The organism is Pseudomonas sp., from assembly GCF_017744435.1.
Taxonomy (GTDB): Bacteria; Pseudomonadota; Gammaproteobacteria; order Pseudomonadales; family Pseudomonadaceae; genus Aquipseudomonas.
The window spans coordinates 38,303-63,937 of the sequence record NZ_JAGIBG010000028.1 but is presented as its reverse complement, the minus strand read 5'-3'; the positions used below and the strand labels follow the sequence as shown (position 1 = coordinate 63,937).

17 protein-coding genes are annotated in these 25,635 nt (G+C 63.8%); 8 read left to right on the top strand and 9 right to left on the bottom strand.

All coding sequences use genetic code 11. The annotated features are described in order from the left end of the window. The first annotated feature begins 6 nt into the window (after nt 1-6). Nucleotides 7-1,305 carry an ATP-binding protein gene (locus tag J7573_RS18350; protein WP_294338355.1) on the top strand — a complete coding sequence of 433 codons (1,299 nt, stop codon included), beginning with the start codon at nt 7-9 and terminating at the stop codon, nt 1,303-1,305. Here J7573_RS18350 and J7573_RS18345 read toward each other — a convergent pair. The 5 genes from J7573_RS18345 to wecB form a co-directional block, all read right to left on the bottom strand. Next, complete coding sequence (locus tag J7573_RS18345) at nt 1,280-2,371, bottom strand: GGDEF domain-containing protein (RefSeq protein WP_294338352.1); 1,092 nt, start codon at nt 2,369-2,371, stop codon at nt 1,280-1,282. The genes J7573_RS18350 and J7573_RS18345 overlap by 26 nt on opposite strands. A 155-nt stretch (nt 2,372-2,526) precedes the next feature. Continuing rightward, on the bottom strand, nt 2,527-3,366 hold the full coding sequence (locus J7573_RS18340; RefSeq protein ID WP_294338350.1) for a DUF4434 family protein: 840 nt from the start codon (nt 3,364-3,366) through the stop codon (nt 2,527-2,529). After that, nucleotides 3,366-6,368 carry a phage receptor gene (locus J7573_RS18335; RefSeq protein WP_294338348.1) on the bottom strand — a complete coding sequence of 1,001 codons (3,003 nt, stop codon included), beginning with the start codon at nt 6,366-6,368 and terminating at the stop codon, nt 3,366-3,368. The genes J7573_RS18340 and J7573_RS18335 overlap by 1 nt, the downstream gene beginning before the upstream one ends. Continuing rightward, nucleotides 6,365-8,539: a cyclic di-3',5'-guanylate-activated glycosyltransferase NrfB gene (gene nrfB, locus J7573_RS18330; RefSeq protein WP_294338346.1), complete on the bottom strand. Its 2,175-nt coding sequence runs from the start codon at nt 8,537-8,539 to the stop codon at nt 6,365-6,367. Before nrfB ends, J7573_RS18335 begins: the two co-directional genes overlap by 4 nt. Next, nucleotides 8,536-9,690, bottom strand: a complete 1,155-nt coding sequence (wecB, locus tag J7573_RS18325) for a UDP-N-acetylglucosamine 2-epimerase (non-hydrolyzing) (protein ID WP_294338343.1) — start codon at nt 9,688-9,690, stop codon at nt 8,536-8,538. Before wecB ends, nrfB begins: the two co-directional genes overlap by 4 nt. A 196-nt stretch (nt 9,691-9,886) precedes the next feature. Here wecB and J7573_RS18320 point away from each other — a divergent pair, with 196 nt between their 5' ends. From J7573_RS18320 to yiaY, 3 genes are all read left to right on the top strand, one after another. Then, nucleotides 9,887-10,318 carry a PACE efflux transporter gene (locus J7573_RS18320; RefSeq protein ID WP_110638971.1) on the top strand — a complete coding sequence of 144 codons (432 nt, stop codon included), beginning with the start codon at nt 9,887-9,889 and terminating at the stop codon, nt 10,316-10,318. A 184-nt stretch (nt 10,319-10,502) separates the two neighbouring features. Then, entirely contained in the window at nt 10,503-12,065 is a 1,563-nt protein-coding gene (ilvA, locus tag J7573_RS18315; protein WP_294338338.1) for a threonine ammonia-lyase, biosynthetic, read from the top strand. Between the two features lie 78 nt (nt 12,066-12,143). Continuing rightward, entirely contained in the window at nt 12,144-13,292 is a 1,149-nt protein-coding gene (yiaY, locus tag J7573_RS18310) for an L-threonine dehydrogenase (RefSeq protein WP_294338334.1), read from the top strand. Between the two features lie 175 nt (nt 13,293-13,467). Here the strand turns inward: yiaY and J7573_RS18305 are convergent, their stop codons facing one another. From J7573_RS18305 to J7573_RS18295, 3 genes are all read right to left on the bottom strand, one after another. Next, the gene (locus tag J7573_RS18305; RefSeq protein WP_294338331.1) at nt 13,468-14,655 is read right to left on the bottom strand and encodes a hypothetical protein; all 1,188 of its coding nucleotides are present in this window, start codon (nt 14,653-14,655) and stop codon (nt 13,468-13,470) included. Between the two features lie 63 nt (nt 14,656-14,718). Continuing rightward, complete coding sequence (locus J7573_RS18300; RefSeq protein WP_294338328.1) at nt 14,719-15,186, bottom strand: VOC family protein; 468 nt, start codon at nt 15,184-15,186, stop codon at nt 14,719-14,721. 110 nt (nt 15,187-15,296) lie between these two features. Further along, nucleotides 15,297-16,916 (bottom strand): NADP-dependent glyceraldehyde-3-phosphate dehydrogenase, encoded by a 1,620-nt coding sequence (locus tag J7573_RS18295; RefSeq protein ID WP_294338325.1) that lies wholly within the window; start codon nt 16,914-16,916, stop codon nt 15,297-15,299. 138 nt (nt 16,917-17,054) lie between these two features. Between J7573_RS18295 and J7573_RS18290 the strand changes: the two genes are divergently transcribed. Next, nucleotides 17,055-18,656, top strand: coding sequence for an EAL domain-containing protein (locus J7573_RS18290; protein ID WP_294338321.1), 1,602 nt, complete (start codon nt 17,055-17,057; stop codon nt 18,654-18,656). An 11-nt stretch (nt 18,657-18,667) separates the two neighbouring features. Here J7573_RS18290 and J7573_RS18285 read toward each other — a convergent pair whose 3' ends face one another. Beyond that, nucleotides 18,668-22,273 (bottom strand): DUF6543 domain-containing protein, encoded by a 3,606-nt coding sequence (locus J7573_RS18285; protein ID WP_294338318.1) that lies wholly within the window; start codon nt 22,271-22,273, stop codon nt 18,668-18,670. A 344-nt stretch (nt 22,274-22,617) separates the two neighbouring features. Between J7573_RS18285 and J7573_RS18280 the strand changes: the two genes are divergently transcribed. The 3 genes from J7573_RS18280 (at nt 22,618) to eppA (ending at nt 25,379) form a co-directional block, all read left to right on the top strand. Then, nucleotides 22,618-23,775: a hypothetical protein gene (locus J7573_RS18280; protein ID WP_294338314.1), complete on the top strand. Its 1,158-nt coding sequence runs from the start codon at nt 22,618-22,620 to the stop codon at nt 23,773-23,775. A 74-nt stretch (nt 23,776-23,849) separates the two neighbouring features. Next, on the top strand, nt 23,850-24,968 hold the full coding sequence (locus tag J7573_RS18275; RefSeq protein WP_294338312.1) for a glycosyltransferase family 61 protein: 1,119 nt from the start codon (nt 23,850-23,852) through the stop codon (nt 24,966-24,968). Nucleotides 24,969-25,202: 234 nt separating this feature from the next. After that, nucleotides 25,203-25,379 (top strand): EPS-associated small membrane protein EppA, encoded by a 177-nt coding sequence (eppA, locus tag J7573_RS18270; RefSeq protein ID WP_181004478.1) that lies wholly within the window; start codon nt 25,203-25,205, stop codon nt 25,377-25,379. Nucleotides 25,380-25,635 lie beyond the last annotated feature (256 nt).

Genomic DNA, 25,635 nt, shown 5'->3' with positions numbered 1-25,635 from the left:
CGCACCATGCTGAAGATCCTGGTGCGCCTGTATCTGGTGATCATCGTCGCTTACGCCGGGGCGTTGCTGTTGATCCCGGACGCCATCGTCGGCCTGTTCCACGACCGTTTCATGGCCTACAACCTGGACCAGGCCAAAGGCGTGCAGTCGCTGATCGTGCGCCAGTTTCGCCAGGCGCCGCAGGAACAATGGCCAGCGGTGGAGCAGGACCTGGCCAAGCTGTTCGCGCCCCTGGAGGTCGAATTGCTGCGCAGCGACAAGGCCGGCCTGAGCCCGCAGGAACAGGCGCGCCTGGAACAGGGCCAGTACGCCGTGCGCATTGGCGACTGGGGCTATTACGAAACGGTGTTGGCGCCTTTGGACCAGGATTGGCTGGTCAGCCTGCATTCACCGCCAGATCCACTGGACATCAACGTGTTGTCCTGGGGCGTGACCGTGCTGATCGGCGCGGCGATGCTCGGTTGCCTGCTGCTGTGGGTGTGGCCGCACTGGCGTGACCTGGAGCGCCTGAAGGAAACCGCCCGGCGCCTGGGCCAGGGGCGGATGGCCGAGCGCACGCACATCTCGCCGCACTCGAACATCGGCGAACTGGCTGGGGTGTTCGACACCATGGCCAGCGACCTCGAACGCCATGTCAACCAGCAGCGCGAGCTGCTCAACGCGGTCTCCCACGAGCTGCGCACACCGCTGACCCGGCTGGATTTCGGCCTGGTGCTGCTGTTCGACGAGGTGCCACCGACCAGCCGCAAGCGCCTGTTGGAATTGGTCGGGCATGTGCGCGAGCTGGACGAACTGGTGCTCGAACTTCTGTCGTACAGCCGCCTGTACAACGCCGACCAGGCGCGGGAACGGGTCGAAGTGTCGTTGCTGGAGCTGGTCGACAGCGTGCTCGGCGGCTTTGCCGAAGAACTTGATACCCGCGGTATCCAGTGGGAGGTGCAGGCCGAGGACAACTTGCCCCGCTTCGTGCTGGACCCGCGACTGACCGCCCGGGCCGTGCAGAACCTGGTGCGCAACGCCATGCGCTATTGCGATGAAAGCCTGTTGCTGAGGTTGCGTCTGGAGGCGGACGGCGCCTGCCTGTTGACCGTGGAAGACGACGGGATCGGTATTCCGGCCGAGGAGCGTGAGCGGATCTTCCAGCCGTTCTACCGCCTGGACCGCAGCCGCGACCGCAATACCGGCGGCTTCGGCCTGGGCCTGGCGATCAGCCGCCGGGCGATCGAAGGGCAGGGCGGGACCCTGACCGTGGCGCAGTCGGCGCTGGGTGGGGCACAGTTCAGGATTCGGCTGCCAGCTGGCTAGTCCACAGCACGACGCGGTCCTTGCCAGTGTGCTTGGCCTCGTACAGTGCCTGGTCCGCCCGTACCAGCGCCATGCTCAGGCTGTCCCCGCTGTCGACCCGGGCCAGGCCGATGCTGATGGTCACGGGCGGCACGCCAAGGTCGTCGCGTACGCGCTGGCACAGCGCGCCGACCCGTTGCTCGGCCCCTTGCTGGTCCAGCCCATCGAACAAGATGGCAAATTCCTCGCCACCCAGGCGGGCAAACTCATGGCCGGCCACGCCTGCCTTGATATGCACTGCCACCCGCTTGAGCACTTCATCGCCAATGTCATGCCCGAAGCGGTCGTTGACCCGCTTGAAGTTGTCGATGTCGATCATCGCCAGGTACTGCCCCGGTGTTGCCAGGCGCAGCTGGCGTTCAGCCTTGGCCATGAACGAGCGGCGATTGGGAATGTCGGTCAGGGCGTCGACATAGGCTTGCTCCAGCAGCACCTTGGACAGGTAGAAGTTGTGCAGCTTGGCCTGGCGCATCTGCAGGTAGCTATAGCTCACCAGGCCGCTGAGGAACAGCGCGTAGCTGATCAGCATTGCGCCTTCGAGTTCATCGACATCGATGCGGGTGTGGTAGAAGGGGTTGAGCATGACCCAGGTGATGGCCATGGCGCAGAATAACGACCAGCGCCGCACGGGCAGCACCGACACGGCATACAGCACGGTCGACACGCCGAGCACCAGCCACACCGGGCGCAGCGGCTCAGGAAGGCCTTCGATCACCAGGCGCATGCCCAAGGTGATGACGGCGATGAACAGCAGGTTGAGCACGTCGAAATGGTGACTGCGGCGGGTGAAGCGCAGCACCACGGTGAAGCAGCCGAGCAGGGCGATGAACAGGTAGGACAGCCAGGTAAACCCTTGGCCTCCGAGGAAGCTGACAATCAGGTCGAAGATCAGCCAGATCAGCGTGCTGATGCAGAACACCAGCATGCAGAACGGTCGCATGGATTCGAATTCGTGCTGGCGGAACTCGGCGCGCAGGGCGGCGGGGGCGACCTGCTTGCGCACGTGCTCTTCGATGGTCTTGAACATCGGTGTCTCCTGTGAGTACTGCTTGACCTGTACCGGCCCTTTCGCGGCGGTTCGACGCCTCGACGCGCCCGCTCCCACAGGATCTCCACAAGTTTGAAATGTGTGCGATCCCTGTGGGAGCGGGCGTGCCCGCGAAAGGGCCAGAACAGGTTGACTCAATTCTGTGGCAGAACACCCCTGGCCCAAGGCCGGTAGCGCAAGGCAAACACCGCTTCGGCATGGCACCCAGCACCCAGCTTCGGCTCCGCAGCTTCAGCCCGAAACGCCTGCCCCGGTGCACTCACCTGGCGAAACGCCTCGCGCACCACCCCCACCCGGCACGGCAGCGCCTGTTCGTAATTCTGGCGCACCAGCGGCGGCAAGCGCCCGGTCCCGGCACCGTCCTGCCACCACACAGTCAAGCCCAACCTGGCCAGCTGATCCAGCCAGGCGCCATGGACCCGCGGTGCCAGTTTGCCTGCGCTGAACGCGCTGATGTGCAGCGGCTTGTCCAGCCGCCGATTGAAGGCCTGCAGCTGGCTGTACAGCGCCGCGCGGCGATCGGCATCGCGAAAATGCAGGTCATCCAGCTCCATGGGCAGGTACCAGCCAGCGACGGTCAGCTGCCAGCCCTGGCGAAGCTGCTGGTACTGGCTCAGCGAACGGCCCAATTGCGACTTCCAGTAGTTGCTCAGGCCGTCACCGTCGAGTTCCTCGATGCGCTGGTAGTAGGCCGGGTCCAGGAACAGCCCGAGCACCAGCTCCAGGCCTTGGGCGTGGGCCTCGCGCAGGCTGTTGGCCAGCCAGCCCTGGGCACCGCCGAAATCACTGTCGCCGTAGGCACTCCACTGCACGATCAGGGTCTTGCCGCCTTGCGCCTTGGTAGCGCGCCACAGTTGCTGCCACTGCGCTGGGGTCACGGTGGCATCGCGGTTGAGCGGCTGGTAGAACAGGCGCTGGTCGGCCTGGGCCGGCAGGCACAGGGCGAGCATGCAGATTGCCAGGAGCGTACGCATCAGAAGGTCATCTCCGCGCCAACCAGCACGCCATTGGCGCTCTTGTAGAGGTTGCCACCCAGCGACTGCTGGTACTCGGCACGCACTTTCAGCGAGCCGCGGTAGGCGTTGTAGCGGTCGTCGTCGAACCACCACTGCCAGCGCACACCGACCCCGGCACGGGCGTCCTGGCGCCAGTCGTTGCTCGGATCCTGGCTGGAAAACTCGAAGAAGCCGTACGGCATGAGCGTTTGTGGCGAGTTGCCGGGCAGCTTCCAGGCATGGCCCTGCTGGTAGCGCGACAGCCAGGCGTGGTCGCCGGCGCGGGTCCACCAGGCGGCATCGAGGTAGAGGAAGCGCTCGTTCCAGTCGTCTTCGTCGACCCGCCAGTCGTTGCGCCAGTCGCCCTGGTCGAGGAACGAGGCGGTGGCGCGCAGCAGCAGGTCATTGCTCGACTCGGCATGGTGGCGCAAGTCGCCCCAGTTGCTGCCGACCTTGGCCGGGCTCAGCAGCTCGCCAAGGCTCAGGCCGCTGTAGTGGTCGTCGTCGATCTGCCGCTGGTGATACAGCTCGGCGTACAGGTTGAGGTTGGCCTGGCCCAGCGGCTTGTAGCGCAGGCCGACGCCGGTGCCCATGCTTTGCGCGTAGTCGGTGCGGCTCTGGCCGCCGAACAGCACCCGGCCGTAGACTGACAGGGTGCTGCCGTTGCGGCTGGGTTCCTCGCCCAGGGCGTGGTCCCACATGGCCAGCTGCACGTTCTGCGATTGCGCACGACGCGAGGTGCCGCTGCGCTGGCCGTTATCGAGGAACTTGTCGTTGGTCGAGGTGCCAGCGGGCGACCAGGTGCTGGCCAGGGTGATGGTGTCGCGCCGTGACAGGGTTTCGTGGGCGCGGCGCTGGCGGTACTTGCGGGCTTCGAGGCTGCCGTACTCGTCGTCACCGTCGACCAGGTTCTCTTCCACGTCGATCACCCGGCGCAGCTCGCGGCGCGCGGCGGCGCTGTCCTCGGCTTCGTCGTAGCGCAGGGCGAGGGTCTCGCCCAGGCGATAGTCCTCGGGGAAATCGTGGGTGGCGCGTTCCAGATAAGGGATCGACTGGCGACGCTGGGCCTTGTCCTGCGAGCCGGCCAGGCGCATGCCATAGTCGGCACGATAGCGCGGCTGGTTGGGCTCAAGACGCACGGCTTCGGCCAGCCAGGCGGTGCTCTGCGCACTGTCGCCGGCCAGTTGCGCGGTGCTGGCGGCGGCGTAGTAGTGGTCGGCACGCGGGTTGTGTGCCAGGGCCTGGCGCTGGAAGCCCAGCGCCGCGTGCGGGTCGCCCTGACGTTGGGCGATGGCGGCACCCAGTGCCCAGTCATCGGCGCTGTTGTGCGCGGCCGCGTCCCAGTAGCGGCGGGCGGCGTCGGCATCGCCGGCATTCAAGGCGCCACGGGCGGCAGTCAGGCGGGCGTTGTCGTTCCAGGCGCTGGCCGGCAGGTTGCGCCAGATCGGCATGGCCGCTTCGGAATCGCCAGCTGCTTCCAAGGCGTAGGCCAGGGGCAGGCGGTTGCCACTGTCACCCAGACGTTCGGCGGCCTGGTAATAGACCACCGCTTCACCGGGCTGATCGGGCATGGCGCAGCGGCCGAGGGCGCGGTACTGGCCGGCTTCGGTCGGGTTTGCCGGGATGGCACGGCGCACGGCGTCGCACTGGCCGTTTTCAGCCAGGCGGCCGAGCAACTGGGCACGGGTATTGGCGTCGACCCTGGGGATCAGCCCGAGTATGCGCTGGCTGTTCAGTGGGCCATCGTTGCGCGCATAGATATTGCCCAGGCGCAGCAGCAGGGAAGGTGTCAGGCGCCCCTGGCGACGGTCATAGGCCTGCTCGAGCAAGGTGCGGGCGTGCTCGCTCTGGCCTTGTTGCAGCAGCAGGTAGGTGGCTTGTTCGAGCGCAGCCAGGTCACCGTTCTGACGGTAGCGTTTTTCCCATTCGGCTGCCGTGCGGGGTTGTGGCGGCTGCACCGGGTCGCCATACAGGCGCTGCTTGAGCACCGCATAAGCGCGCGGGTCTGCGCTGGCCGGGCAGTCCTTGAACTGTTCGCGGGCAACGTCCGGGTCACGGCGTGACAACCAGTCGACGGTCTCCAGGCAAGGCCGCTGCAATTCGTTGCTCAGTTGCCGTACCAGCGGCGCGTCATCACCTTCACGGGCCAGCTCCCACAACTGCTGGCGTTGCTCAGGTTGCTGCAACTGTTCGGTAGGCAGTTGTTCCAACCAGCGCTGTGCCAGTTGATGGTGGCCGACGGCGATGGCCCGATTGGCCATGGCCAGGCGCGTCTGGTTGGCGACTTCGGGGGAGGGGGCGCTTTGCAGCAGCTTTTCCAGGCCCTTTTCATCGACCTGCTGGACATAGGCGTTGGCCAGGCGCTGCCAGTCTTCTGGCGGCAATTGGCCCTTGTCGGCCAAAGGCTGCAGTTGCTCGATGGTTTCCTTCCAGTTACGCAGTTGCTCGGCGAAGTTGGCCCGGGCCAGGCGCAGCACCTGGCCATCGTCGTGCGGCGGCAGCTGGTTGAGCCACGCCAGGGCTTTGCCGGCACCGCCGAACTTGGCCAGGCTCAGGCTGTAGGCCTGCCACAGGCGTACCCGCTGGGTGCCATCGGCGCTGGCCAGCCAGCCTTCCACCTGGCTGGCAGCGGGTGGGTCCTGCTCGATCCAGGTCAGGCGCAGCTCCTGCAAGGCATTGGCGTATTCGGGGCCATTGCCGAGCTGCTCGGCCATGGCTTCGGCTTCCTTGTAGCGGCGCTGGTGGGCCAGGGCTTCGACCAGCAGCGAGCGGGCTTCGTCGTTGTTCGGCACACGGCTGAGCACATGGCGGGTCAGGCGCTCGACTTCGGCCCAGTTGTCCTTCTTCGCTTCGCGGTAGCTGCGCTCCATGAACGGGTAGCTGGTGAAACGCTGGAATTCGGTCATGGGGGCTGCCTGGGTCGCCAGCGCGGTGGAACACAGCAACAGCCCGGACAGGGTGAGGGACAGACGCGGCTTCATGCCACCTCCCGGGTCAGATCAAAGGCAGCCTGCTGTTCGCTGGCCTGTTCGGCGAGGGCCTGCTGCAGCACCTCTTCGGTGATGATGCCGCGGGCGATCAGGTGCTCGCCGAGGCTTTGCTGCTCAGGGTCGAAATCGATCAGTGCCTGGTTGAACAGGGTGACCGGGACCATGCCACGCACCTGCAGCAGGGCGCCAAGCATCACCTGGTGATGGCTGACCCGTTCGATCAGATCGGCATCATCCTGGTGCCGCTCCAGCACGGCGAGCATGTCGTGGGTTTCGGGCGTCTGCCAGGGGCTCGGGTAGTGATAGCGCAGGCCCAGGGTGACCCGGCCCTGGGGGGCCAGGCGGCAGCTGACCGGGCGTTTCAGCTGGCGGCTGATCACCCCCAGCGACACCTGGCTGACCGGGCTTTCGCTGGCCAGCACCAGGGTGTTGCCGTCTTCGGCGACTGGCAGTACGCCATAGTGCGTGGCCAGCCGGCGTGGCAACTGAGCAATCAGCTGTGGGTCGAGCTTGAACGGGTTGAGCGGCGCCCAGGGCAGGTCGAGCTGTTCGGCCAGCGTTTGTACCAGCTGCTCGCTGGTCAGCCAGCCCCGCAGCAGCAGTTCGCGGCCCAGGCGCCGGCGCACCGGGCTGGTGATCGCCTGCTCCAGCTGTTCCTCGGTGATGTAGCCCTTTTCTACCAGGCGATGGCCCAGTGGCGTGCGCGCCGGCGAGGCGAGCGCGGGGAATTCGTGGGTGGTCTTGTCCCACGCCACCCGCCGCGAATCGCCCATCTCCATGACCTGGCGCAGGGCACGCAGGTTGGCGAAGAAGTTGACGAAGTTGCTCCACATCATCCGGGGTGCCGACAGCAGGCCTTCGAAGATGCCGTAGTAGCGGGTGACGAACCAGCCGCGCTGGAACAGGCGGTTGACCAGCATCAGGCCGTTGAGCCAGAGCAGGGTGGCAAGCAGCTGGCTGTCGCTGAGGATCGACATGAAGCGCCAGGAATCCGGGGCGATCACGGTCACCAGCCACATGGCCAGCAGCACCAGCAGCAACAGGTTGACCAGGAAGCTCAGCAGGTAGGCGAACAGGCCCCGGCGGTCACGCCAGAGGAAGTAGTTGAGCGCGCCGGTGCGGCTCCAGCCGAGGTTGCTGGTGCCCTGGAAGACGATGCCGACGATCCACCGCGACTTTTGCCGGATGGCGTGCTGCCAGTCGCGCGGGAAGTGCTCGCGCACGCAGATCACCTGGGCGAACTCGCGGCTCATGCCCGGCCGCCACTCGTGCTTGAGGGCCAGCGCCGGGTCGGTGATGGAGTAGCGGGCGAAGATGCACTTCATGCCTTTCTGTTTCAGGCGAAAGCCGATGTCATAGTCTTCAGTCAGGCTCTGCACGTCGAAGGCGATGCCATCGCCGTCTTCGAGCAGGGCGCTGATGGCGCGACGGCTGAAGCAGGTGCCGACGCCGGCACTGGGTACCTGGCCGGTCAGTGCCTCACGCACGATCACGTCCTTGCCGTGGTTCTCGGCGAACTCGTCGACGTAGTGCCCGGCGGTGAACCCCTTCCATTCCGGCGCGTAGGGGTACACAGGGATCTGGATCATGTCCTTGTTCGGCAACAGGTAGTTGAACAGGCGCAGTTCCATGGGCGAGATCACGTCTTCGGCGTCATGCAGGATGAAGCCAGCGAACTCGATACGGGCATCGTCTTGAAAGCGCAGGATGGCGTCGATGATGTTGTTCAGGCAGTCGGCCTTGCTGGTGGGACCGGGGCGCGCGCAGACCACCTTGTGCACGTTCGGGTAATGCAGGCACACGGCGTCGACGTCGGTCTGGGTCTGCGGGTCGTTGGGGTAGGTGCCGACGAAGATCTGATAGTTCTCGTAGTCGATGGTCGAGGCCGCCAGGCGCGCCATTTCGCCGACCACGCCCACCTCGTTCCAGGCCGGGACCATGATCGCCAGGGGCTTTTCCGCTACTTCGAACAGGCGTTTCTCGTCGGCCTTTTCGTATTTGTCGTAGATGCGAAAGCGGCGGATCAGCTTGCGGCTCCAGTAGCACAGGTCGATGAACAGGTCGTCGAGGCCTAGCAGGAACATCAGCGAGGCGAGGATGATCGCCAGGACTTTGAGGCCGAACAGCACATAGGTGAGGTAGTCGATGAAGGCCAGGCTCATGCGTCATCTCGCAGGTTGGCCGTTTCTGCAAACCAGCGCGTCAGGCGCTCGGCGATGCGCTCGCTGGCATGGCCGTCACCGAACGGGGTATAGACCCGCGCCATGCGTGCGTAGGCCTCCGGGTCGTCGAGCAACTGGCGGGTTTCGTCGACGATGCGTTCGGTCAGGGTGCCCACCAACTTGACCGTGCCGCCCTTGAGCACGGCGGGGCGCTCGGTGACCTTGCGCAGCACCAGCACCGGTTTGCCGAGTGCCGGGGCTTCTTCCTGCACGCCGCCGGAGTCGGTGAGGATGACCTGGGCGCGGTTCATCAGCCAGACGAAGTGCGGGTAGTCCTGAGGGGCGATCAGGTGGATGTTGCTGCGGTTCGACAGCACGCCATACACGGCCTGCTGCACCTGTGGGTTGAGGTGCACGGGGTAGACGAACTGCACGTCCGGGTAACGCTCGGCCAACTGCGCCAGGGCCAGGCAGATACGCTCGAAGCCGGGGCCGAAATTTTCCCGGCGGTGGCCGGTAATCAGCACCATGCGCTGCTCGGGACGCAGCACGCTCAGCGGCGAGTCGGCGGCCGGCTGCCATTGCCGTTCGGCCAGGTGGTCGCGCATCCATAGCAGGGCGTCAATGACAGTGTTGCCGGTGACTGCGATGTGCTCCGGCGGTACGCCCTCACGGATCAGGTTGGCGTCCGAGTCGCGGGTCGGGGTGAAGTGCAGGTCGGCGAGCACCCCGGTCAGGCGCCGGTTGGCTTCTTCGGGCCAGGGCTGCTGCAGGTTGCCGGTGCGCAGGCCGGCTTCGACATGGCCGATGGGGATGTGCCGGTGGAAGGCCGCGAGGCTGGCGATGAAGCTGGTGGTGGTGTCGCCGTGGACCAGCACGATATCGGGCTTGACCTGCTCGTAGGCCTGGTCGAGCTTGTCCAGCAGGTCACGTGCCAGGCCGTTCAGGGTCTGGTTCTGGGTCATCACCTTGAGGTCCTGGTCGACGCTCAGGCCAAAGGCGGTGAGCACCTGCTCGAGCATCTCGCGGTGCTGGCCGGTGGAGCAGATATGCAGGTTCACCTCGGGCCAGTTGCGCAGCACGCGGGCCAGCGGGGCCATCTTGATCGCTTCAGGTCGGGTGCCGAACACCATCATCACGCAATACGCCATCGTCGTGTTCCTCGTACAAATCCCTGGACGAAGTGGTAGGACATGTCGCTGCTTGCAAGTGATAGATACAAGCAGTCGCATGCAGGGTTGTCCAATGCGTGACCGGTGATGGCGTGCAGCTATCAGCTGAATTTCGAGCTTTTGCTTGGAGCTCTCATCTTGTAGTTTTGTAGGCCGATTCTTCAGGGAGCAGAACATGCAAGGCAAGGCGCGCAAGATCGTCCAGGCCATTCTCTACGAAGCCATTGCCGTGGCTTGCGTGGCACCGGCGCTGGAGCTGGCGTTCGGGGCCGGGATGGCGGAGTCGACAGTGCTGTCGGTGCTGATGTCGGGCATCGCCATGAGCTGGAACATGGCCTACAACTGGGCCTTCGAACGCTGGGAGGCACGCCAGCGCAAGCGCGAGCGCACGCTGCTGCGCCGGGGGTTGCACGCGCTGGGCTTCGAGGGCGGGCTGGTGCTGATCCTGCTGCCATTGGTGGCGTACTGGCTGGATGTCAGCCTGTGGGCGGCGTTCCTCACCAACCTGGCCCTGTTCGTGTTCTTCTTCGTCTATGCCTTTGTGTTCCAGTGGGGCTTCGACAAGGTGTTCGACGTGCCGCTGTCGGCGCAACAAGCAAAGTGTTGACTTGGCCAGGGCCGGCGAGATAACGTCCTGTCCATGAAAACCTTCCCGCACGTGAACGCCATTATTATTACCGCCATTATCAGCTTGGCGGGCTAGCGCGTACGTGCACCGAACCCGCCCTGGAGGCGGGTTTCTTCTCTCTGACTCCTGGGCAACGTGAAAAAAAGCCAAGGAGTTGCAATCGATGACCAGCCTCAACGTCAGCCCTCGTACCCCGTCCACCCCGCAGCAATTGCTGTCGGAACAGGTGCGCCGCATCCTGTCCGCGCCGGTGTACGACCTGGCCATCGAGACGCCCTTGCAAGCCGCCCCCGCGCTGTCTGCCAGCCTCGGCAACCAGGTGTTGCTCAAGCGTGAAGACCTGCAGCCGACCTTCTCGTTCAAGATCCGTGGGGCCTACACGCGGTTGTCACGCCTGACCCAGGCCCAGCGCGAACGGGGCGTGATCACCGCCTCGGCTGGCAACCATGCCCAGGGCGTGGCCCTGGCGGCGGCGCACCTGGGCATGAAGGCGACCATCGTCATGCCCACCACCACGCCGTCGCTCAAGGTCGAAGGGGTGCGCTCGCGGGGTGGCCATGTGGTGCTGCATGGCGAGAGCTTCCCCCATGCCCTGGCCCACGCGCTGAAACTGGCCGACAGCGACGGGGCGACCTTCGTGCCGCCGTTCGACGACCCGGACGTGATCGCCGGCCAAGGCACCGTGGGCATGGAGATCCTGCGTCAGCAGCCGGGTGCGCTGGACGCGATCTTCGTGCCGGTTGGCGGTGGCGGGCTGGTCGCGGGCATTGCCGCCTACGTGAAATACCTGCGCCCCGAGGTCAAGGTGATCGGTGTCGAGCCGGAAGACTCCAACTGCCTGCAGGCTGCCATGGCGGCAGGCGAGCGGGTGATCCTGCCGCAGGTCGGAACCTTCGCCGATGGCGTGGCGGTGGCGCAGATCGGCGCCCACTGCTTCGAGCTGTGCCGGCATTTTGTCGATGAAGTGGTGACCGTCAGCAGCGATGAGTTGTGCGCGGCGATCAAGGACATCTACGACGATACCCGCTCGATCACCGAACCCTCGGGTGCCCTGGCCGTGGCCGGGATCAAGAAGTACGTGGCCCGCGAGGGCGTCACGGGGCAGACCCTGGTGGCCATCGACTCCGGCGCCAACGTCAACTTCGACCGCCTGCGCCACGTGGCCGAACGTGCCGAGCTGGGCGAGCAGCGGGAGGCGATCATCGCCGTGACCATCCCCGAACAGCCCGGCAGCTTCCGGGCCTTCTGCCAGGCGCTGGGCAAGCGGCAGATCACCGAGTTCAACTACCGCTACTACCCGGGCAAGGAAGCGCGCCTGTTCGTTGGCGTGCAGACCCACCCGCTGCACGACCCGCGTGAGCAGCTGCTGGCCAGCCTGCGCGGGCAGGGCTACAGCGTGCTCGACCTGACCGACAACGAACTGGCCAAGCTGCATGTGCGCCACACCGTGGGCGGGCATGCCGCGCCGGGGGCCGATGAGCGTGTGCTGCGCTTCGAGTTCCCCGAGCGGCCAGGGGCGCTGCTGGGCTTCCTGGAGCGGCTGGGCAAGCGCTGGAACATCAGCCTGTTCCATTACCGTAACCATGGCGCGGCCGAAGCGCGGGTATTCGCGGCGCTGGAAGTGCCTGGCGACGAGCAGGCCAGCCTGCCCCAGGCGCTGGACGAAATGGGCTACCGCTACTGGGACGAGACCGATAATCCGGCTTACCGGCTGTTCCTTGGCTAACGTTGCTCTGGATCAACATCCGCTGCATTGAACGGGCGGATCCTCGTTGGTAGACAGACCCACCAGGAGGATCCGGTCATGAGCAGCACCTTCTTCATCCCGCCCGTCAACATCATGGGCATCGACTGCCTTGACGAGGCCATGGCCGCGATTGCCGGTTATGGCTTGCGCAAGGCGCTGATCGTCACCGACCAGGGCCTGGCCAAGGCGGGGGTCGCCGCTCGCATCGGGCGCATGCTGGCCTCGCAGGATATCGATTCGGTGGTGTTCGACGGTGCCAAGCCCAACCCCAGCATCGCCAACGTCGAGGCGGGCCTTGCCGTGTTGCAGCGTGAGCGCTGCGACTGCGTGGTGTCGCTGGGCGGTGGCTCACCCCATGACTGCGCCAAGGGCATTGCCTTGTGCGCTACCAACGGTGGGCATATCAGCGACTACGAGGGCGTCGACCGCTCGCGCAAGCCGCAACTGCCGCTGATTGCCATCAACACCACGGCGGGCACGGCCAGTGAGATGACCCGTTTCTGCATCATCACCGACGAGCGCCGCCATGTGAAAATGGCCATCGTCGACCGCAACGTCACGCCGATCCTGTCGGTCAACGACCCGGCGCTGATGGTTGCCATGCCCAAGGGGCTGACGGCGGCCACCGGCATGGATGCGTTGACCCACGCCATCGAAGCCTATGTGTCGACGGCGGCCACGCCGATTACCGATGCTTGCGCGCTGAAGGCCATCAGCCTGATCAGTGAGAACCTGCGCCAGGCGGTGAACGATGGCAACGACCTGCAGGCGCGGGAGAACATGGCCTACGCGCAGTTCCTGGCGGGCATGGCGTTCAACAATGCCTCGCTCGGTTACGTGCATGCCATGGCGCACCAGCTGGGCGGTTACTACGACTTGCCCCATGGTGTGTGCAATGCGGTGCTATTGCCGCATGTGCAGCGTTTCAATGCCAAGGTCAGTGCCGCGCGCCTGCGCGATGTGGCCAAGGCCATGGGCATCAAGGTGTGTGGGCTGGATGCGGAGCAGGGCGCGGGGGCGGCGATTTCGGCCATCGAGCACCTGGCGGTGGCAGTGGGCATTCCGGCGGGGTTGGCGGAGCTGGGGGCCAAGCTTGAGGATGTCGGCATTCTGGCGGCCAATGCCCTCAAGGATGCCTGTGGGCTGACCAACCCGCGGCCGGCCAGCCAGGACGAGATCGAGGGGATTTTCCGGGCGGCATTCTGACGACTGGTATTTCGGGCCGACCCGGTCGCTGTAGGAGCGGCCTTGTGTCGCGAAAGGGCTGCGAAGCAGCCCCGGCAATTCATGCGGCGAAGCTGAGATCCTGGGGCTGCTCTGCAGCCCTTTCGCGACACAAGGCCGCTCCTACAGAGTTCGCGCAAGATCTTGGGAAAAAGTCCTAGCGCTCACGCATGAAGAACCCGGCCACATACTTGCGGAAGGTTTCCAGGCTCTTGAAGTCCGCATAGCGCTTGAAGTTTTCGGCATCGGGCTCCGGCCCGATCGGCTTCTCCAGCAACGACACCGAGAGCACCCGGTCCTGATCCGAGGTCAGCACCAGTTCATCCATCACCTGGCCACCGATTACCGGCCGGCGCATCTGCACCTTCACCCCTTTGCTGGCCATCCAGTCGATCAGCGACACCAGTGCCTTGAGTGGCTCGCGCTCTTCGTCGCGGTACACCGGAAACATCTGTGCGCGTGACAGCACCGGCACGCTGGCAACGTGAATCAGTTCATAGAAGTGGCTGCCCGCCGTGGTGGGCGAGTACAGGGCCAACGCCAGCAGCGGGCCTGACGCCCGGCTGCCACCCCAATACAGGTGATGCCCCTGGAAATCGAAGCCGTCTTCGCTGCGGTTGTTGAACAGCTTGCGCCCCTTGATCTGGTCGACGCAGTCCAGCATCAGGCCATGGCGACGGTGGTTGCCGAACACCGTGGCTTCGCGCAGGCGGGACTTGAGCATCATCATGTGCTTCATGTCCAGGCGGGTTTCCAGATAATTGCTGGCCGGCACCCGTTCAAGCAACGGGTAGCGGCTGGCGACACTGCGCAGCTCGGCGAACTGGCCGGTGAGGTCTTTCTTCAGGTGCGTGGCGTAAAGGTTCAGGCCGCTGGTCTCGATCCAGGTCAGCAGCAGTGACAGCAGGCGTTGCTGTTCGCGGCGCTCACTGCCTTCGCCCGCCGTGCCATTGTCTTCACTGGCCTTGCGGTAATCGCCGATAAGGCGCAGCGGGGTGTCAGGTGCCAGCCAGGCGGCAGGCGCGACGGGTTCCTCCTCGCGCTCGCTGGCCTCGCGTTCGTCCTTGGTGAACGGGCAGCCGGGCGCATGCTCGGCAGTACCCGGGTTGTTCTTCAGAAACAGCGTGCCGGTGCTGCCATTGAGGGTGACATTGAGCACCGGCAAGGCATCCTTGCGGCAGTCGCAGGCCAGCCACTGGTTGGCGCTGCGCACCTTCATCAGCAGCTGGTTGGCCTGCAGCAGGCGTGGCCCGGCCAGGCTGCCGGTGGCGAAGCCGACCAGCAGTTCCTCTTCGGCCGGGGTCAGGCTGCGCACCTGCGCGGCGGTTTTGTCGATGATTCGCATGAGGCAGCTCCAAGCTACGAGCCTCAAGCTTCAAGCAAACGCACCGCGCTTTCAACTCGTCGCTCAGCTGCCGCCGAACATCTTGGCTGCACGGGCGCGGATCTCGTCGGGGCTGAGGTCTTCCTTGTGGGTGGAGACGAACCACATATTGCCGAACGGGTCTTTCAGCGAGCCGCTGCGGTCGCCGTAGAACTGGTCCTTGACCTCGTGCAACTGAGTAGCGCCCGCCGCAATGGCCTGGGCATAGACCTTGTCGCAGTCCTCGACATACAGATGCAGGCCCACCGCAGCACCTGCGAGTTTCTGGCTGGCGGTCAGGCCGCCTTCCATGTCGCACGGGTCGGCGAGCATCAGCGAAGAATCGCCGATGCGCAGTTCGGCATGGCCGACGCGGCCGTCCGGGCCTTCGAGGCGGAACATTTCGGTGGCGCCAAAGGCCTTCTTGTAGAACTCGATGGCCTTGGCGGCGTCGTTGATGGCCAGGTACGGGGTGATGCTGTGCTGGCCTTCTGGGATGGGTTTGACAGCCATGTTCGACTCTCCTTGGTGGTGGGCGCCGAGGGGCGCCCTGATGCTTAGAGTCGTTTGCGCAGATGGAAAATCGACAATGCTGCTAGATCGATTCTCTATAAGCGCGGCCGTCAGAAGATGTAGTCGGTGGTCAGGAAGCTCGATTGGCGGTTGCGGATGATTTCGCTGATCAGTTCCTTGTTGGCTTCCTGGAAGCGGGTCGCGACCAGCGTGCGGATGGAGAACACGCGCAAGGCATCGTGCACCGACAGGGTACCTTCGGCGCTGTTCTTGCGGCCGTTGAACGGGTAGGTGTCCGGGCCGCGCTGGCACTGGGCGTTGAGGTTGATGCGGCCGACCTGGTTGGCAAAGATGTCGACCAGGCTGCCAATGGTGGCCGGGTCGTTGCCGAACAGGCTCAGCTGCTGGCCGTAGTCGGAGTCGAGCACGTAGTCGATCACGGTCTGCAGGTCGCGATAAGGCACCACCGGCACCACCGGGCCGAACTGCTCTTCGTAGTACACGCGCATGTCGCGATTTACCGGGTAGAGCAGGGCGGGGTAGAAGAACGAGCCGCGGCTCTGCCCACCCCCTTCGTTGAGCACCCGTGCGCCCTTGGCCGTGGCATCGGCCACCAGCTGGTCGAGGTAGTCGACCTTGCCCTGTTCCGGCAGTGGCGTCAGCGCAACGCCAGGCGCCCAGGGCATGCCTGGTTTGAGCGCGGCGAGCTTGCGCTGGAACTTGTCGAGGAAGGGTTCGACCACATCCTCGTGGACGAACAGGATCTTCAGCGCCGTGCAGCGTTGGCCATTGAACGATAGCGCGCCGGTAATGGCCTCTTCCACGGCATTGTCCAGGTCCACCTGGGGCAGGACGATGCCCGGGTTCTTCGCGTCCAGGCCCAGGGCCGCACGCAGCCGGTGCGGCCGTGGGTGCAGTTTCTTGAGGTCGCTGGCGGCCTTGTGGGTGCCGATGAAGGCGAACACATCGACCTTGCCGCTGGCCATCAGCGCGCTGACCGTTTCGCGGCCACGGCCATAGATGACGTTGATCACCCCCGGCGGGAAGCTGTCGCGGAACGCTTCAAGCAGTGGGCGAATCAGCAGCACACCGAACTTGGCCGGCTTGAACACCACGGTGTTGCCCATGATCAGCGCCGGGATCAGCGTGGTGAAGGTTTCGTTGAGCGGGTAGTTGTAAGGGCCCATGCACAGCGCCACGCCCAGCGGCGCCCGGCGGATCTGGCCGAGGGTGCCTTGTTCGAGCTCGAAGCGGCTGGAGCGGCGGTCGAGGTCCTTGAGGGCGTTGATGGTGTCGACGATGTAGTCGCAGGTGCGGTCGAATTCCTTTTCCGAGTCCTTGAGGTTCTTGCCGATTTCCCACATCAGCAGCTTGACCACGGCGGTGCGCTGCTCGCGCATGCGCGCGAGGAAGGTTTCCACATGCTGGATGCGCTCGGCCACGCGCATGTTCGGCCAGGCGCCACGGCCCTTGTCGTAGGCGTTTACCGCTGCGTCCAGGGCGGTGAGGGCGGTGTCGGCGTCGAGCAACGGCGCGCTGCCGAGCACCACCTGGCGCTCGCCGTCCGCTTCCTTCAGCCAAACCGGGCTGCGCACCGTGGCCAGTGGCCCGTCCCAGCGTCTGAGTTCACCGTTCACCAGGTAGTCGCGTTGTTCCAGCGGTGCGCCCAGGCGCCAGTTCTCGGGAATGTCGCCGGCGGCGGGAAACAGCGAATCGAGCAGATGTTCCATGGGTACTGCACCTCATGTGTCTTGGCGGGTGAAACGCTTCAGCTACGAGCATGCACCCTGGGCAAGAAAAACACCAGTCTGGCTCAATATTGCGCGCACCGCGCCGATACAGGGGCAATCGCCCACACCTGCAGGCTTATGACCCCGTCCAATTCCCCGATGACCCACGAACAGACACCGACTTCCGGCACGCTGCGTCGCGCCCTTCGCCGCTTGTTGCCGGTCAGCGTTTCCCTGGCCGGTATTGGCGTGTCCATGGCGCTTGGCCATGTGGACATCCAGCGCCAGCACGGCCAGCAGGACGCGAGCCTGTTCCATTCGCCGTTGTTCTGGTTCGCCCTGACCTGCAGTGGCCTGCTCAGCCTGTTCATCGCGCAGATCAACCGCAAGCAGCGCCAGCTGCAACAGCGTAACCGCGAGCTGCAACGTTCGCAGGCGCAGCTGGAACGCTTGGCGCATTACGACACCATCACCGGTTTGCCCAACCGGGTGCTGTTCCAGCAGCAGTTGGCCGAGGCCACGGCCGAAGGCCATGGCCTGGCCGTGCTGCTGCTGGATATCGACGGTTTCAAGCAGGTCAACGACAGCCTGGGCCACGCCATGGGCGACCTGTTGCTGCAGCAGGCGACCGCGCGCTTTCTTCAGGAACTCGACACCAGCGACCGGGTATGCCGGCTGGGCGGCGATGAATTCGTGTTCATGCTCCAGGGCACCCAGGGCCAGGTCAGCCACCAGCTGCGGCAGCTGCTGCGCTGCCTGCAGCGGCCGTTTGACCTCAATGGCAATGCCGCGCTGGTGACGGGCAGCATCGGCCTGGCCTGGTGCCCGCAACATGGCGAAGACGTTGGCAGCCTGCTGCGCCATGCCGACACGGCCATGTACGCGGCCAAGGAGGGTGGCCGCAACGCCTGGCGCCCCTATCACCCGGACATGACGGCGCGGCTGCACCAGCGCCTGGAGCTGGAGCGCAACTTGCGCCGGGCGTTGCAGGATAACGAGTTCGAGTTGTGGTACCAGCCGAAGGTCGACCTGTTCAGCGGCCAGCTGGAAGGAGTCGAGGCCTTGTTGCGCTGGCGCGATCCGGAGCATGGGCTGATCCCGCCTGGCGAGTTCATCCCGCTTGCCGAGCGCACTGGCCTGATCATCCCCTTGGGTGAGCGCGTGCTCGACCTGGCCTGTGCGCAACTGGCCGCCTGGCGCGCCGCCGATTGCCTGCCGGGGCCCCTGGCGGTGAACGTGGCGGCGCTGCAGATCGAGCGCAGTGACTATGTCTCGAGCCTGGCCATTGCCCTGGAACGCCACGGCCTGGCCCCCAACCTGCTGGAAGTGGAAATCACCGAGAGCCTGCTGATGGAAAGCCAGCAACAGGCGTGCGCGGCCCTGGCCCAGCTGCAAGCCATGGGCGTGGCCACGGCGGTGGACGACTTCGGCACCGGTTATTCGTCGCTGGCCTACCTGCGTGCCTTGCCCATCGACCACCTGAAGATCGACCGGGCGTTCATCAAGGACCTGCCGGATGACGATGATGCAGTAGCTATCGCCCGGGCGATCATCGACCTGGGGCATGCCCTGGGCTATCGCATCACTGCCGAAGGGATCGAGACCCAGCAGCAGTATGACTTCCTGCGCAATGCCGGGTGTGACCAGGGCCAGGGCTACCTGCTGGGGCGGCCGATGCCGGCCGCCGAGCTGCAGAAGTGGATGGCGCGCAACCCGCTCAGGGCGCGAGTCCCGCGTTAATGGCAGGGTACTTACATCGGGATGCTGAACAGCTCATAAGCCGGGCGAGCAAAGGCGTGCTGGCGTAACGGCAGGTCATGGTCGATCACAGCCAGGCGTCGCCAGAACTCTGCGAGTGCTTGGTGTGGGTGTGATGTGAAAGGTTCGAGGTCGAGCAGCACCCTCAAGTCTCGTCGGTACTGCAGCGGCATGCGGTCCCAGAGCGCCGCTTCAGCGGGGCCGGTATTGGGGAAAAAGTCCTCATAGTCGCTTTCGTTCACCAGTAGATCCACCTGATGCGCTGCATTGTAGGCTTCGACTTCTTCGAGCATGTCCGGGCTCAGCCGTGGGCTTTCAAGGCGCATCGCCCGGGCGACCGGTTGCGGCACATGGAAACCGGCCGGCAGTTGTTGCAGCTGATTATCGCCCAGGTCGATCGCCACCGGCGAACTGGTGATGCTTTCCAGCCCGGGCGGCAATTCGGTCAGTGCGCAGTTATCCAGGAACAGCGTGTACAGACCCGGCATCCGGCTCAGGTCGGGAGCGCGCAACAATGGGTTGCTGCTCATGTCCAGCACAGCCAGATTGGTGAATTGATCGAGCATCTGCTGGGTGTCGTCATCCCAGGTAATGCGGTTACTGTCGAGGTCCAGCCAGGCCAGTTCCTGTGGGTTTGCCAGGCGAGGCAGGCGACTGAAGCGGCAGTCACTCAGGTACAGACGCTTGAGCCTGGGAAAACGTTCGTAGAATTCGGCCGGTAACTGGCTCAGGTTGCGATTGTTTGCCAATGAAACATGCTCGATGTGGGCGAAATCGTCCGGCAAGGCCAGGCTGGCCAGGTCATGGTCCGTCAGATCAAGGCCTGGGAGTTCCAGGCTGTAGACCTCGGCGTCACGACCCAGCGGCAGGCTGGATATGCGGCGCCAGGCATTGATGATAGGGGTAATGGCCTCTTGGCGGCGGTGCGGGAACTGCGGGTCGGGGCGTGCCCATTCACTCAGGTTTTGACGCAAGGTCTGCAGGCGTTGCTCAAGGTCGCGCATGGCCTGTGTGGGCGAAATCAACTGTTGCCGCCAGGCATGTTCGGCCTGACGGAGGTCGTCGTCATTGGCGGTGGGGTATAAACGGCGATAGCGCAGTGCCAAGGGTTCCCGCCGATAAGGGCTGCTGGGTGTCGTTTCGAGCCCGCCTTTCAAACCACCGGGTTTGACCCTACGGCGCCCCCCTGCGGTCCAGAGGCGTCGGAGCAGTTCGCTGCGACGGGGTTCGGTCCAGACCAGCATGCGCTGACGCAGGGTGTTGCCATCAGTGGTCGAGAAACCCAGCGCCTTGCGATAGGCACTGGGCAGTGCCTGTTCTATCGCCCGGCACAGGTCATGGTCCTGGAGCGCCGGGGCGGGGCGCTCGCCCAGGTCGGCCTCATAACCTTCGGTGGACTTGATGACGCGGCAGACCCTGCCTGCCAGGCTGCCTCCACAGCTGTCGAGCAGCGGGCCTTGCGGGCTGCCAGCTCGCAGCTCAAGGCGCAGATCCTCAGGCCAGCCAGGCATGTCATCGAGGTAGCTGAACAACAACCGTTCACTGTCGGTTGTTGCCTGCAAAGGGAAGATCAGTTGTTCCAGTGCGCGTACCAGTGGCCAATCGCGGTGACCCTGTAGAAGCTGCTGCGCAGTTTCGTCCTGGAGCGATTCGACTTCTGTACGCCTTATCATGCGTTTCAAGGTGTCGAGCATCAATGCAGGTGCCGGCTGGCCTTCAAGGTGTACCTGGCGCAAGCGGGCTGCATCGACACCGCAGATGCGCCCGGCCAGCTCCAGTTGTTCTGGGCTATAGGTTGCGTAAGCTTCGCCCAGACGCTTTGCCAAAACGGCGAATGGCCATTGCTGAGGCTGTTCATGGGCAGCGCGCCATGCGCCATGACCGTTGTGCTCCAGCGGCGGTTGGTAAGCGTCTGGTGCCTCGGGGTGGGTGATTCGCCACTGCTGGATGTCGGGGTCGAAACGCTGCTCATAGAGCTGGCCATCCAGGCGGATGTAATGGCTGCTGTCATGCAGGTACTGGCCTTGCGCATTGGGCTGCAGCCCTTTCGGGAGCTGCCGGGGGCTGCGGTAGGGGGCCAGGTCCGGCTGCCAGAGGCGATAGCGGCCATCGCTGCAGTGAACTTCCTGCAACTTCTCCAGCAAAGGGCTTTTTAACAGCTTTGGCGCGACGTGGCCTGCCGCTGCCAGCCCGCCGATCAGGGCCAGGTTCAGGCCGACGGTTTCGAGATGCTGCAGGGCCAGGTGGCGGTCACCTTCGAGCCAGGATTCATAGCCTTCGTAGACTTCGCCCAGCAACTGGAAGGTGGTCACGGCCATCATCAGGGTGCCGATTGCCGGGATGAAGAAACCTGCCACGTTGAGCACGTCCAGGCCAATGTTTTCCCAGTGCTCGAGGCGTTTTGCCCGGGCTTGGGCGTCGGCCACGGCAGTGGGCACCGCGAGGCGTTCGGCTTCACTTTTCAGGCGGGCCAGGTGCAGGTCCTGATAGTAACCGAAGGGTTCGCCGGTGATGGCGTGGACGCTGGGGTGCAGGTCGGGCGAGCTAGTGTTGTCCAGGTTCTGTTGCAGCAGGTCGAGGAAATGCGGCTGGTCGGCCTGGCTCAGGTAGGCCTGGAATCGCTGACGGTTTTCTGGCTCCCGCAGAAGGGTTGCCAGTACCTGATTGACGGCGCCCAGATCTGCGCAGGCGTGCAGGGCAGGGTTATTGCCGGGCAAATAGAGCAGCCAGCCGGTATGACCTGCGTCGATCAGCATCACTTCGTGCAAGACGATGCCGAACAGGGCCAGTTGCCAACAGGGCACGGCACCGTTCTGCAGCAACCGCTCGACCTGATCGCGAGCCCTGCCACTCAGTGCCTGGCGCAGGTAGCCCAGGTCTGCTGCCAGGCGCAAGCGGTCCTGTTGCACTGCAATGGCCTGGCTACGGACCTGGGGCGCCGTGAAGCATTGCTGCAGATGGGCCTGGTAAGCGCCACCGAGGTCGAGTTCGCGGCAGGCTTGGGCAAAGACCTCGGGCGCGAGCGCCAGGCGTTCGACCTGATATTGCTCCGATGCCAGCGCAACCTGCGCGGTCGGCGTCTGCGGGCCAGTCACAACCAGGCTTTGCACTGTAATGGGGGTCACATGGATTGCAGTGCTGAGGGCGAGGGCACTTTCGCGGGTGAACGTTTCGTCATCGGCAAAATTCTGCAATGCGGATTGAAGTAAATTGCCACGGCGGTGGCTGTAAAGGTAACCCAACGCGCTCCAGTTCCAGCTGCGTTCGACCCGTAGCAGCTCGCTGTCGCGCAGCGGTGCCGTGACGCCGAGTTCGGCAAGGCGTGCCTGCAGGATCGGTTCGGCAAATTCGCTGATCTGCTTCAGACCCTTGAGCAAGCGCCCCAGCCTTGCTTGAGACCGTAGCAGGCGAGTGTGGCTGGCCTTTACGGCTTCACGCAGGTCAGGTGCGGCATTGTTGTACCAGTCCTGGTCGAATGCATCGAGTTGCTGGCTGTGGCGCAAAGCTTGCCAGTGCTGGGGTGTGGTGTGGCGGGTCCAGGTGGGCAGTTGCGTTGTGATCAGTTCTTCGTGAGGCATAGCGGTAGCAGGGATGGCCATCTCGAGGCTCCTTTGTCGAAAGGGGCCATCAAGCAGCATGTGCAATCGCCTGCAGCGGTAGTGGAGTAATACAACTTTCAGCGTATTGAAATAGTGGGGATATATAGCAAAAGCAATCCATGAGACTTGCCCGTGCGCACAAATTTGACGCCATTAATAAAGCTGGGATGCTGTCAAAATGCCGCTTGCCAAGCAGCGTACCTGCATCTTAAATTGTTACTGAATGTGAAGGCGGCATCCGAAGTTGATGGTTTATAAATCAACACGTTATGCAGGCTTTCAAGCTCCGCTTTATTGTTTTCCGATCAGCCCCGTTGACAACATCAAAGGACGTCGAAGAAGACATGAAAGAGAACTTGGCGGCTGTGGCGCGAAAAATGATCTCGCCTTCCATGCGTTACGAGATCCGGACCGTTTCAAGCAAGTTACGCGAGCTGCTGGCCCGTACCTGCTTCTGGCGCTGGGAAATCTCGCGTTTCCGGCTGCAACAGGCCAGCCCTTACGAAATCCTCTACATCGGCAGGAAGCAGCAGCGCGAAATGGCCAAGCTGCTGATTGGCGGCAAGGGCCAGCAACCACTGGCCGAAGCTGCCGATGAGGCCGCTCCAGCTGAGCCCCGGCATGTGGTGGTGGTGAGCGAGATGCCGACTACCGGCTCGTTGACGGTCCCCCATTACCTGAGCGCCGTGGTGCCCCTGGGCCGCTCGCTCGACGACATCACCGCCCGCTACGACAGTGAACTGCGCCGCAGCATTCGCAAGAACCGCCCGCTCTACCAGATGCGCCAGACGCTGGCCGATGACGAGATCGCCATGGCCGATCAACAGCTGTTGCGGCCCTATGCCAGTGCCCGGCAGGGTATTCATGCGGCGCAGTTTCCAACCGACGAAGTGTTTCGTCTGGCCAAAGGGGTAGGGCGCCTGGACCTGATCACCTGCGGCGATGAGGTCATCGGCTGCCACCTGGGCTGCGAGATCACGCGGGACGGCAAACGCTATTGGAGCACCCTGCGTTTCGGCTATTGCGAAGCGGTGTTCTCAGACCCGAAAAAGTTGCGCGAGGTCAATTCGATCACCACGTTCATGGCCCTCGAGTGGGCGTTGGCCAACGGCTATGACTATTACGATATCGGCATGTGCCTGGCGCGGCCGGACGACGGCCTGTTGAAGTGGAAGCGCCGGCGTGGCGGTGACATTGATGAATTGGGCAACCATGCCTACCTGTTCATCCGCCTGCCTCGCACGGGGACCGCGCAGTTCCTCTGGGACACGCCGTTGTTCGCCGTCGAGGGCAACAAATTGACGCTTCACCTGGGCCTGCCGGAAGGGCCCAGTGATGATGAGGTCGCCAGCCGTTATCACGAGATGGTGTTTGGTGGCCTGCACAAGATCTACCTCTATGGCGCCGGGAGCAGTGGCGAGTCATTCCTGCAAACCCTGCGCAGCCGTTACGCCACGCTACAGTCCCCGCCCATGATGGAAAGGGTCGTCGTTTCCAGCTGAACCGACTTCAAGGCATGCCGGGAGTGCGTGCCTTGCCTCAGACCAGACACCTGTCACATCGGGAGGGGCGTTTCATGGGCAGCGGTATTTCGAACTTCAGTGGCTCTTCGGTTGCCAGCCAGAACACCTGGACCCTGGCGGCCTACCAGCACATCGCGCGCAAGCGCCTGGCACGCAAGGCTGATATCGATATCAAGCGTGTCGCCGAGAAGGTCTGGGATATCGCACCCGGTGAAACAACGGTATCGCCACCGGCATTCTACTTGCCCAACCAGTTGGAGCGGGTAACGGGCTGGGAAGCCAAGCGCTTCTATCCGTATGTGCATCCTGCGCGGACCATGGAAGGCGGGATCACTATCGAACAGGGGCCGACACGGGGCTACCTGCTGAAGGACGTCTGGCTGATCGACGGTGCGTTGTACAAGGGCAATGCCAGCCATTGGTTGTCGTTGAAGCCGAGCCGGTTCCCTGGCGTCACGGTGGATCACGAGATCGACCGTGGGGCCATCTACTGCACCCAGAATGGCAATACCTGGTTCGGTACCTGGTTGATGGAAGACTGCCCGACCTACGCCCTGGCCTGCGAAGAAGGCGTGCCGGTGACCACGGCGCCCTCGGCTCGCTATCCGCTGTTCAGCCAAGGGCCGGCATATGAACGCTGGCTGGGCATGCAGCCACTGCGCACGCGTGGCGCGTTCTTCCATGAGCTGGTGCTGTTCGACGACCTCAGCAACAACCGCAACCGGTATTCGCGCTACCGCGCCATGGGTGACAAGTTGTTGTCGCATGTCGACCCGTCGCCGCACCCGGGGGTGTTCATCCTGCGTGGCAGCGATGGCGACTTGCGCCTGATGCGCAATGAGCTGGAAGTGGCCTCGCACCTGCAGAAATACCGCGGTTTTCGCATCATCGACCCGATGAAGAGCGATGTGCCGGGTATCGTCGCCGCCTGTGCGGGGGCCAGAACGGTGATTGGCGTTGAAGGTAGCCAGCTGGTGCATGGTGTCAATGTCTTGCAGCCCGGTGGTTCGATACTGGCGCTACAGCCGCCGAACCGCTTCGTGAGCTACTACAAATACCTGACCGATCGCGACCATCAGCACTTCGGTTTCGTGGTCGGGACGCCGCAAGGAGAAGGCTTCACCATCGATATCGATGAAGTGGAGCGAACCCTGGATCTGTTCCCTTACTGATCCTCGATGGGGCGGCAATCGACTGCCAGGCTGCGCGTAGAAACGCAGTCCTGGCAGGGTGAAAATCCCAGCAAAATCATGCTGACGGCATTTTGACGAGCCCAGACACGTCCCATTGAGATTTATTATGGTGTCGGATCATTGACGTAATGTCATTGTGCCCATAAGCTCAAATCAACAGCGATCCACTCTTCCGCCAAATCAATAACAACTTACCTCTTGCAGGGGGCGAACATGCGCTCGACTCTGTTCATCAAGTCTTTCTTCCTGTTGGTATTATTGACTGGTGCGGCGCGAGCGGCCGACTCTTACTTGACCGAAAACACCATTGTTCCGCTGTCTTCGGCGGGATGGTTGTTTGCCTCCGCAGTGATCGGTTTCATTGCGGTCGCCAATAGAAAGAAGATCTAAGTTTTAACATTTTTATCACGATGCCAATGCGTTGACGCAAAAACGTGGACCATTACGTTTTTCGGAGGCGCCAATGCTTGTCAATTTTACAGCTGTTGCTATATTCCAGTAGCCAGCGCCCTCGGCGCGAACAGCAGTAAGAGACAGGCAGGGCGGCATCGCGGTAAAGGGCCTCCAGGATGGGTGAGGCCGTCGCAGCAGATACGCTGCGAAGCGGAGCGAGAGGTTCGTCGTTGTACTCATTCAGTGCTCTTAA

Excerpts from the sequence above, each read along its gene's own strand:
- J7573_RS18350 (WP_294338355.1), top strand. The coding sequence starts at position 7 with ATGCTGAAGATCCTGGTGCGCCTGTATCTGGTGATCATCGTCGCTTAC.
- J7573_RS18345 (WP_294338352.1), bottom strand. The coding sequence starts at position 2,371 with ATGTTCAAGACCATCGAAGAGCACGTGCGCAAGCAGGTCGCCCCCGCC.
- J7573_RS18340 (WP_294338350.1), bottom strand. The coding sequence starts at position 3,366 with ATGCGTACGCTCCTGGCAATCTGCATGCTCGCCCTGTGCCTGCCGGCC.
- J7573_RS18335 (WP_294338348.1), bottom strand. The coding sequence starts at position 6,368 with ATGAAGCCGCGTCTGTCCCTCACCCTGTCCGGGCTGTTGCTGTGTTCC.
- nrfB (WP_294338346.1), bottom strand. The coding sequence starts at position 8,539 with ATGAGCCTGGCCTTCATCGACTACCTCACCTATGTGCTGTTCGGCCTC.
- wecB (WP_294338343.1), bottom strand. The coding sequence starts at position 9,690 with ATGGCGTATTGCGTGATGATGGTGTTCGGCACCCGACCTGAAGCGATC.
- J7573_RS18320 (WP_110638971.1), top strand. The coding sequence starts at position 9,887 with ATGCAAGGCAAGGCGCGCAAGATCGTCCAGGCCATTCTCTACGAAGCC.
- ilvA (WP_294338338.1), top strand. The coding sequence starts at position 10,503 with ATGACCAGCCTCAACGTCAGCCCTCGTACCCCGTCCACCCCGCAGCAA.
- yiaY (WP_294338334.1), top strand. The coding sequence starts at position 12,144 with ATGAGCAGCACCTTCTTCATCCCGCCCGTCAACATCATGGGCATCGAC.
- J7573_RS18305 (WP_294338331.1), bottom strand. The coding sequence starts at position 14,655 with ATGCGAATCATCGACAAAACCGCCGCGCAGGTGCGCAGCCTGACCCCG.
- J7573_RS18300 (WP_294338328.1), bottom strand. The coding sequence starts at position 15,186 with ATGGCTGTCAAACCCATCCCAGAAGGCCAGCACAGCATCACCCCGTAC.
- J7573_RS18295 (WP_294338325.1), bottom strand. The coding sequence starts at position 16,916 with ATGGAACATCTGCTCGATTCGCTGTTTCCCGCCGCCGGCGACATTCCC.
- J7573_RS18290 (WP_294338321.1), top strand. The coding sequence starts at position 17,055 with ATGACCCCGTCCAATTCCCCGATGACCCACGAACAGACACCGACTTCC.
- J7573_RS18285 (WP_294338318.1), bottom strand. The coding sequence starts at position 22,273 with ATGGCCATCCCTGCTACCGCTATGCCTCACGAAGAACTGATCACAACG.
- J7573_RS18280 (WP_294338314.1), top strand. The coding sequence starts at position 22,618 with ATGAAAGAGAACTTGGCGGCTGTGGCGCGAAAAATGATCTCGCCTTCC.
- J7573_RS18275 (WP_294338312.1), top strand. The coding sequence starts at position 23,850 with ATGGGCAGCGGTATTTCGAACTTCAGTGGCTCTTCGGTTGCCAGCCAG.
- eppA (WP_181004478.1), top strand. The coding sequence starts at position 25,203 with ATGCGCTCGACTCTGTTCATCAAGTCTTTCTTCCTGTTGGTATTATTG.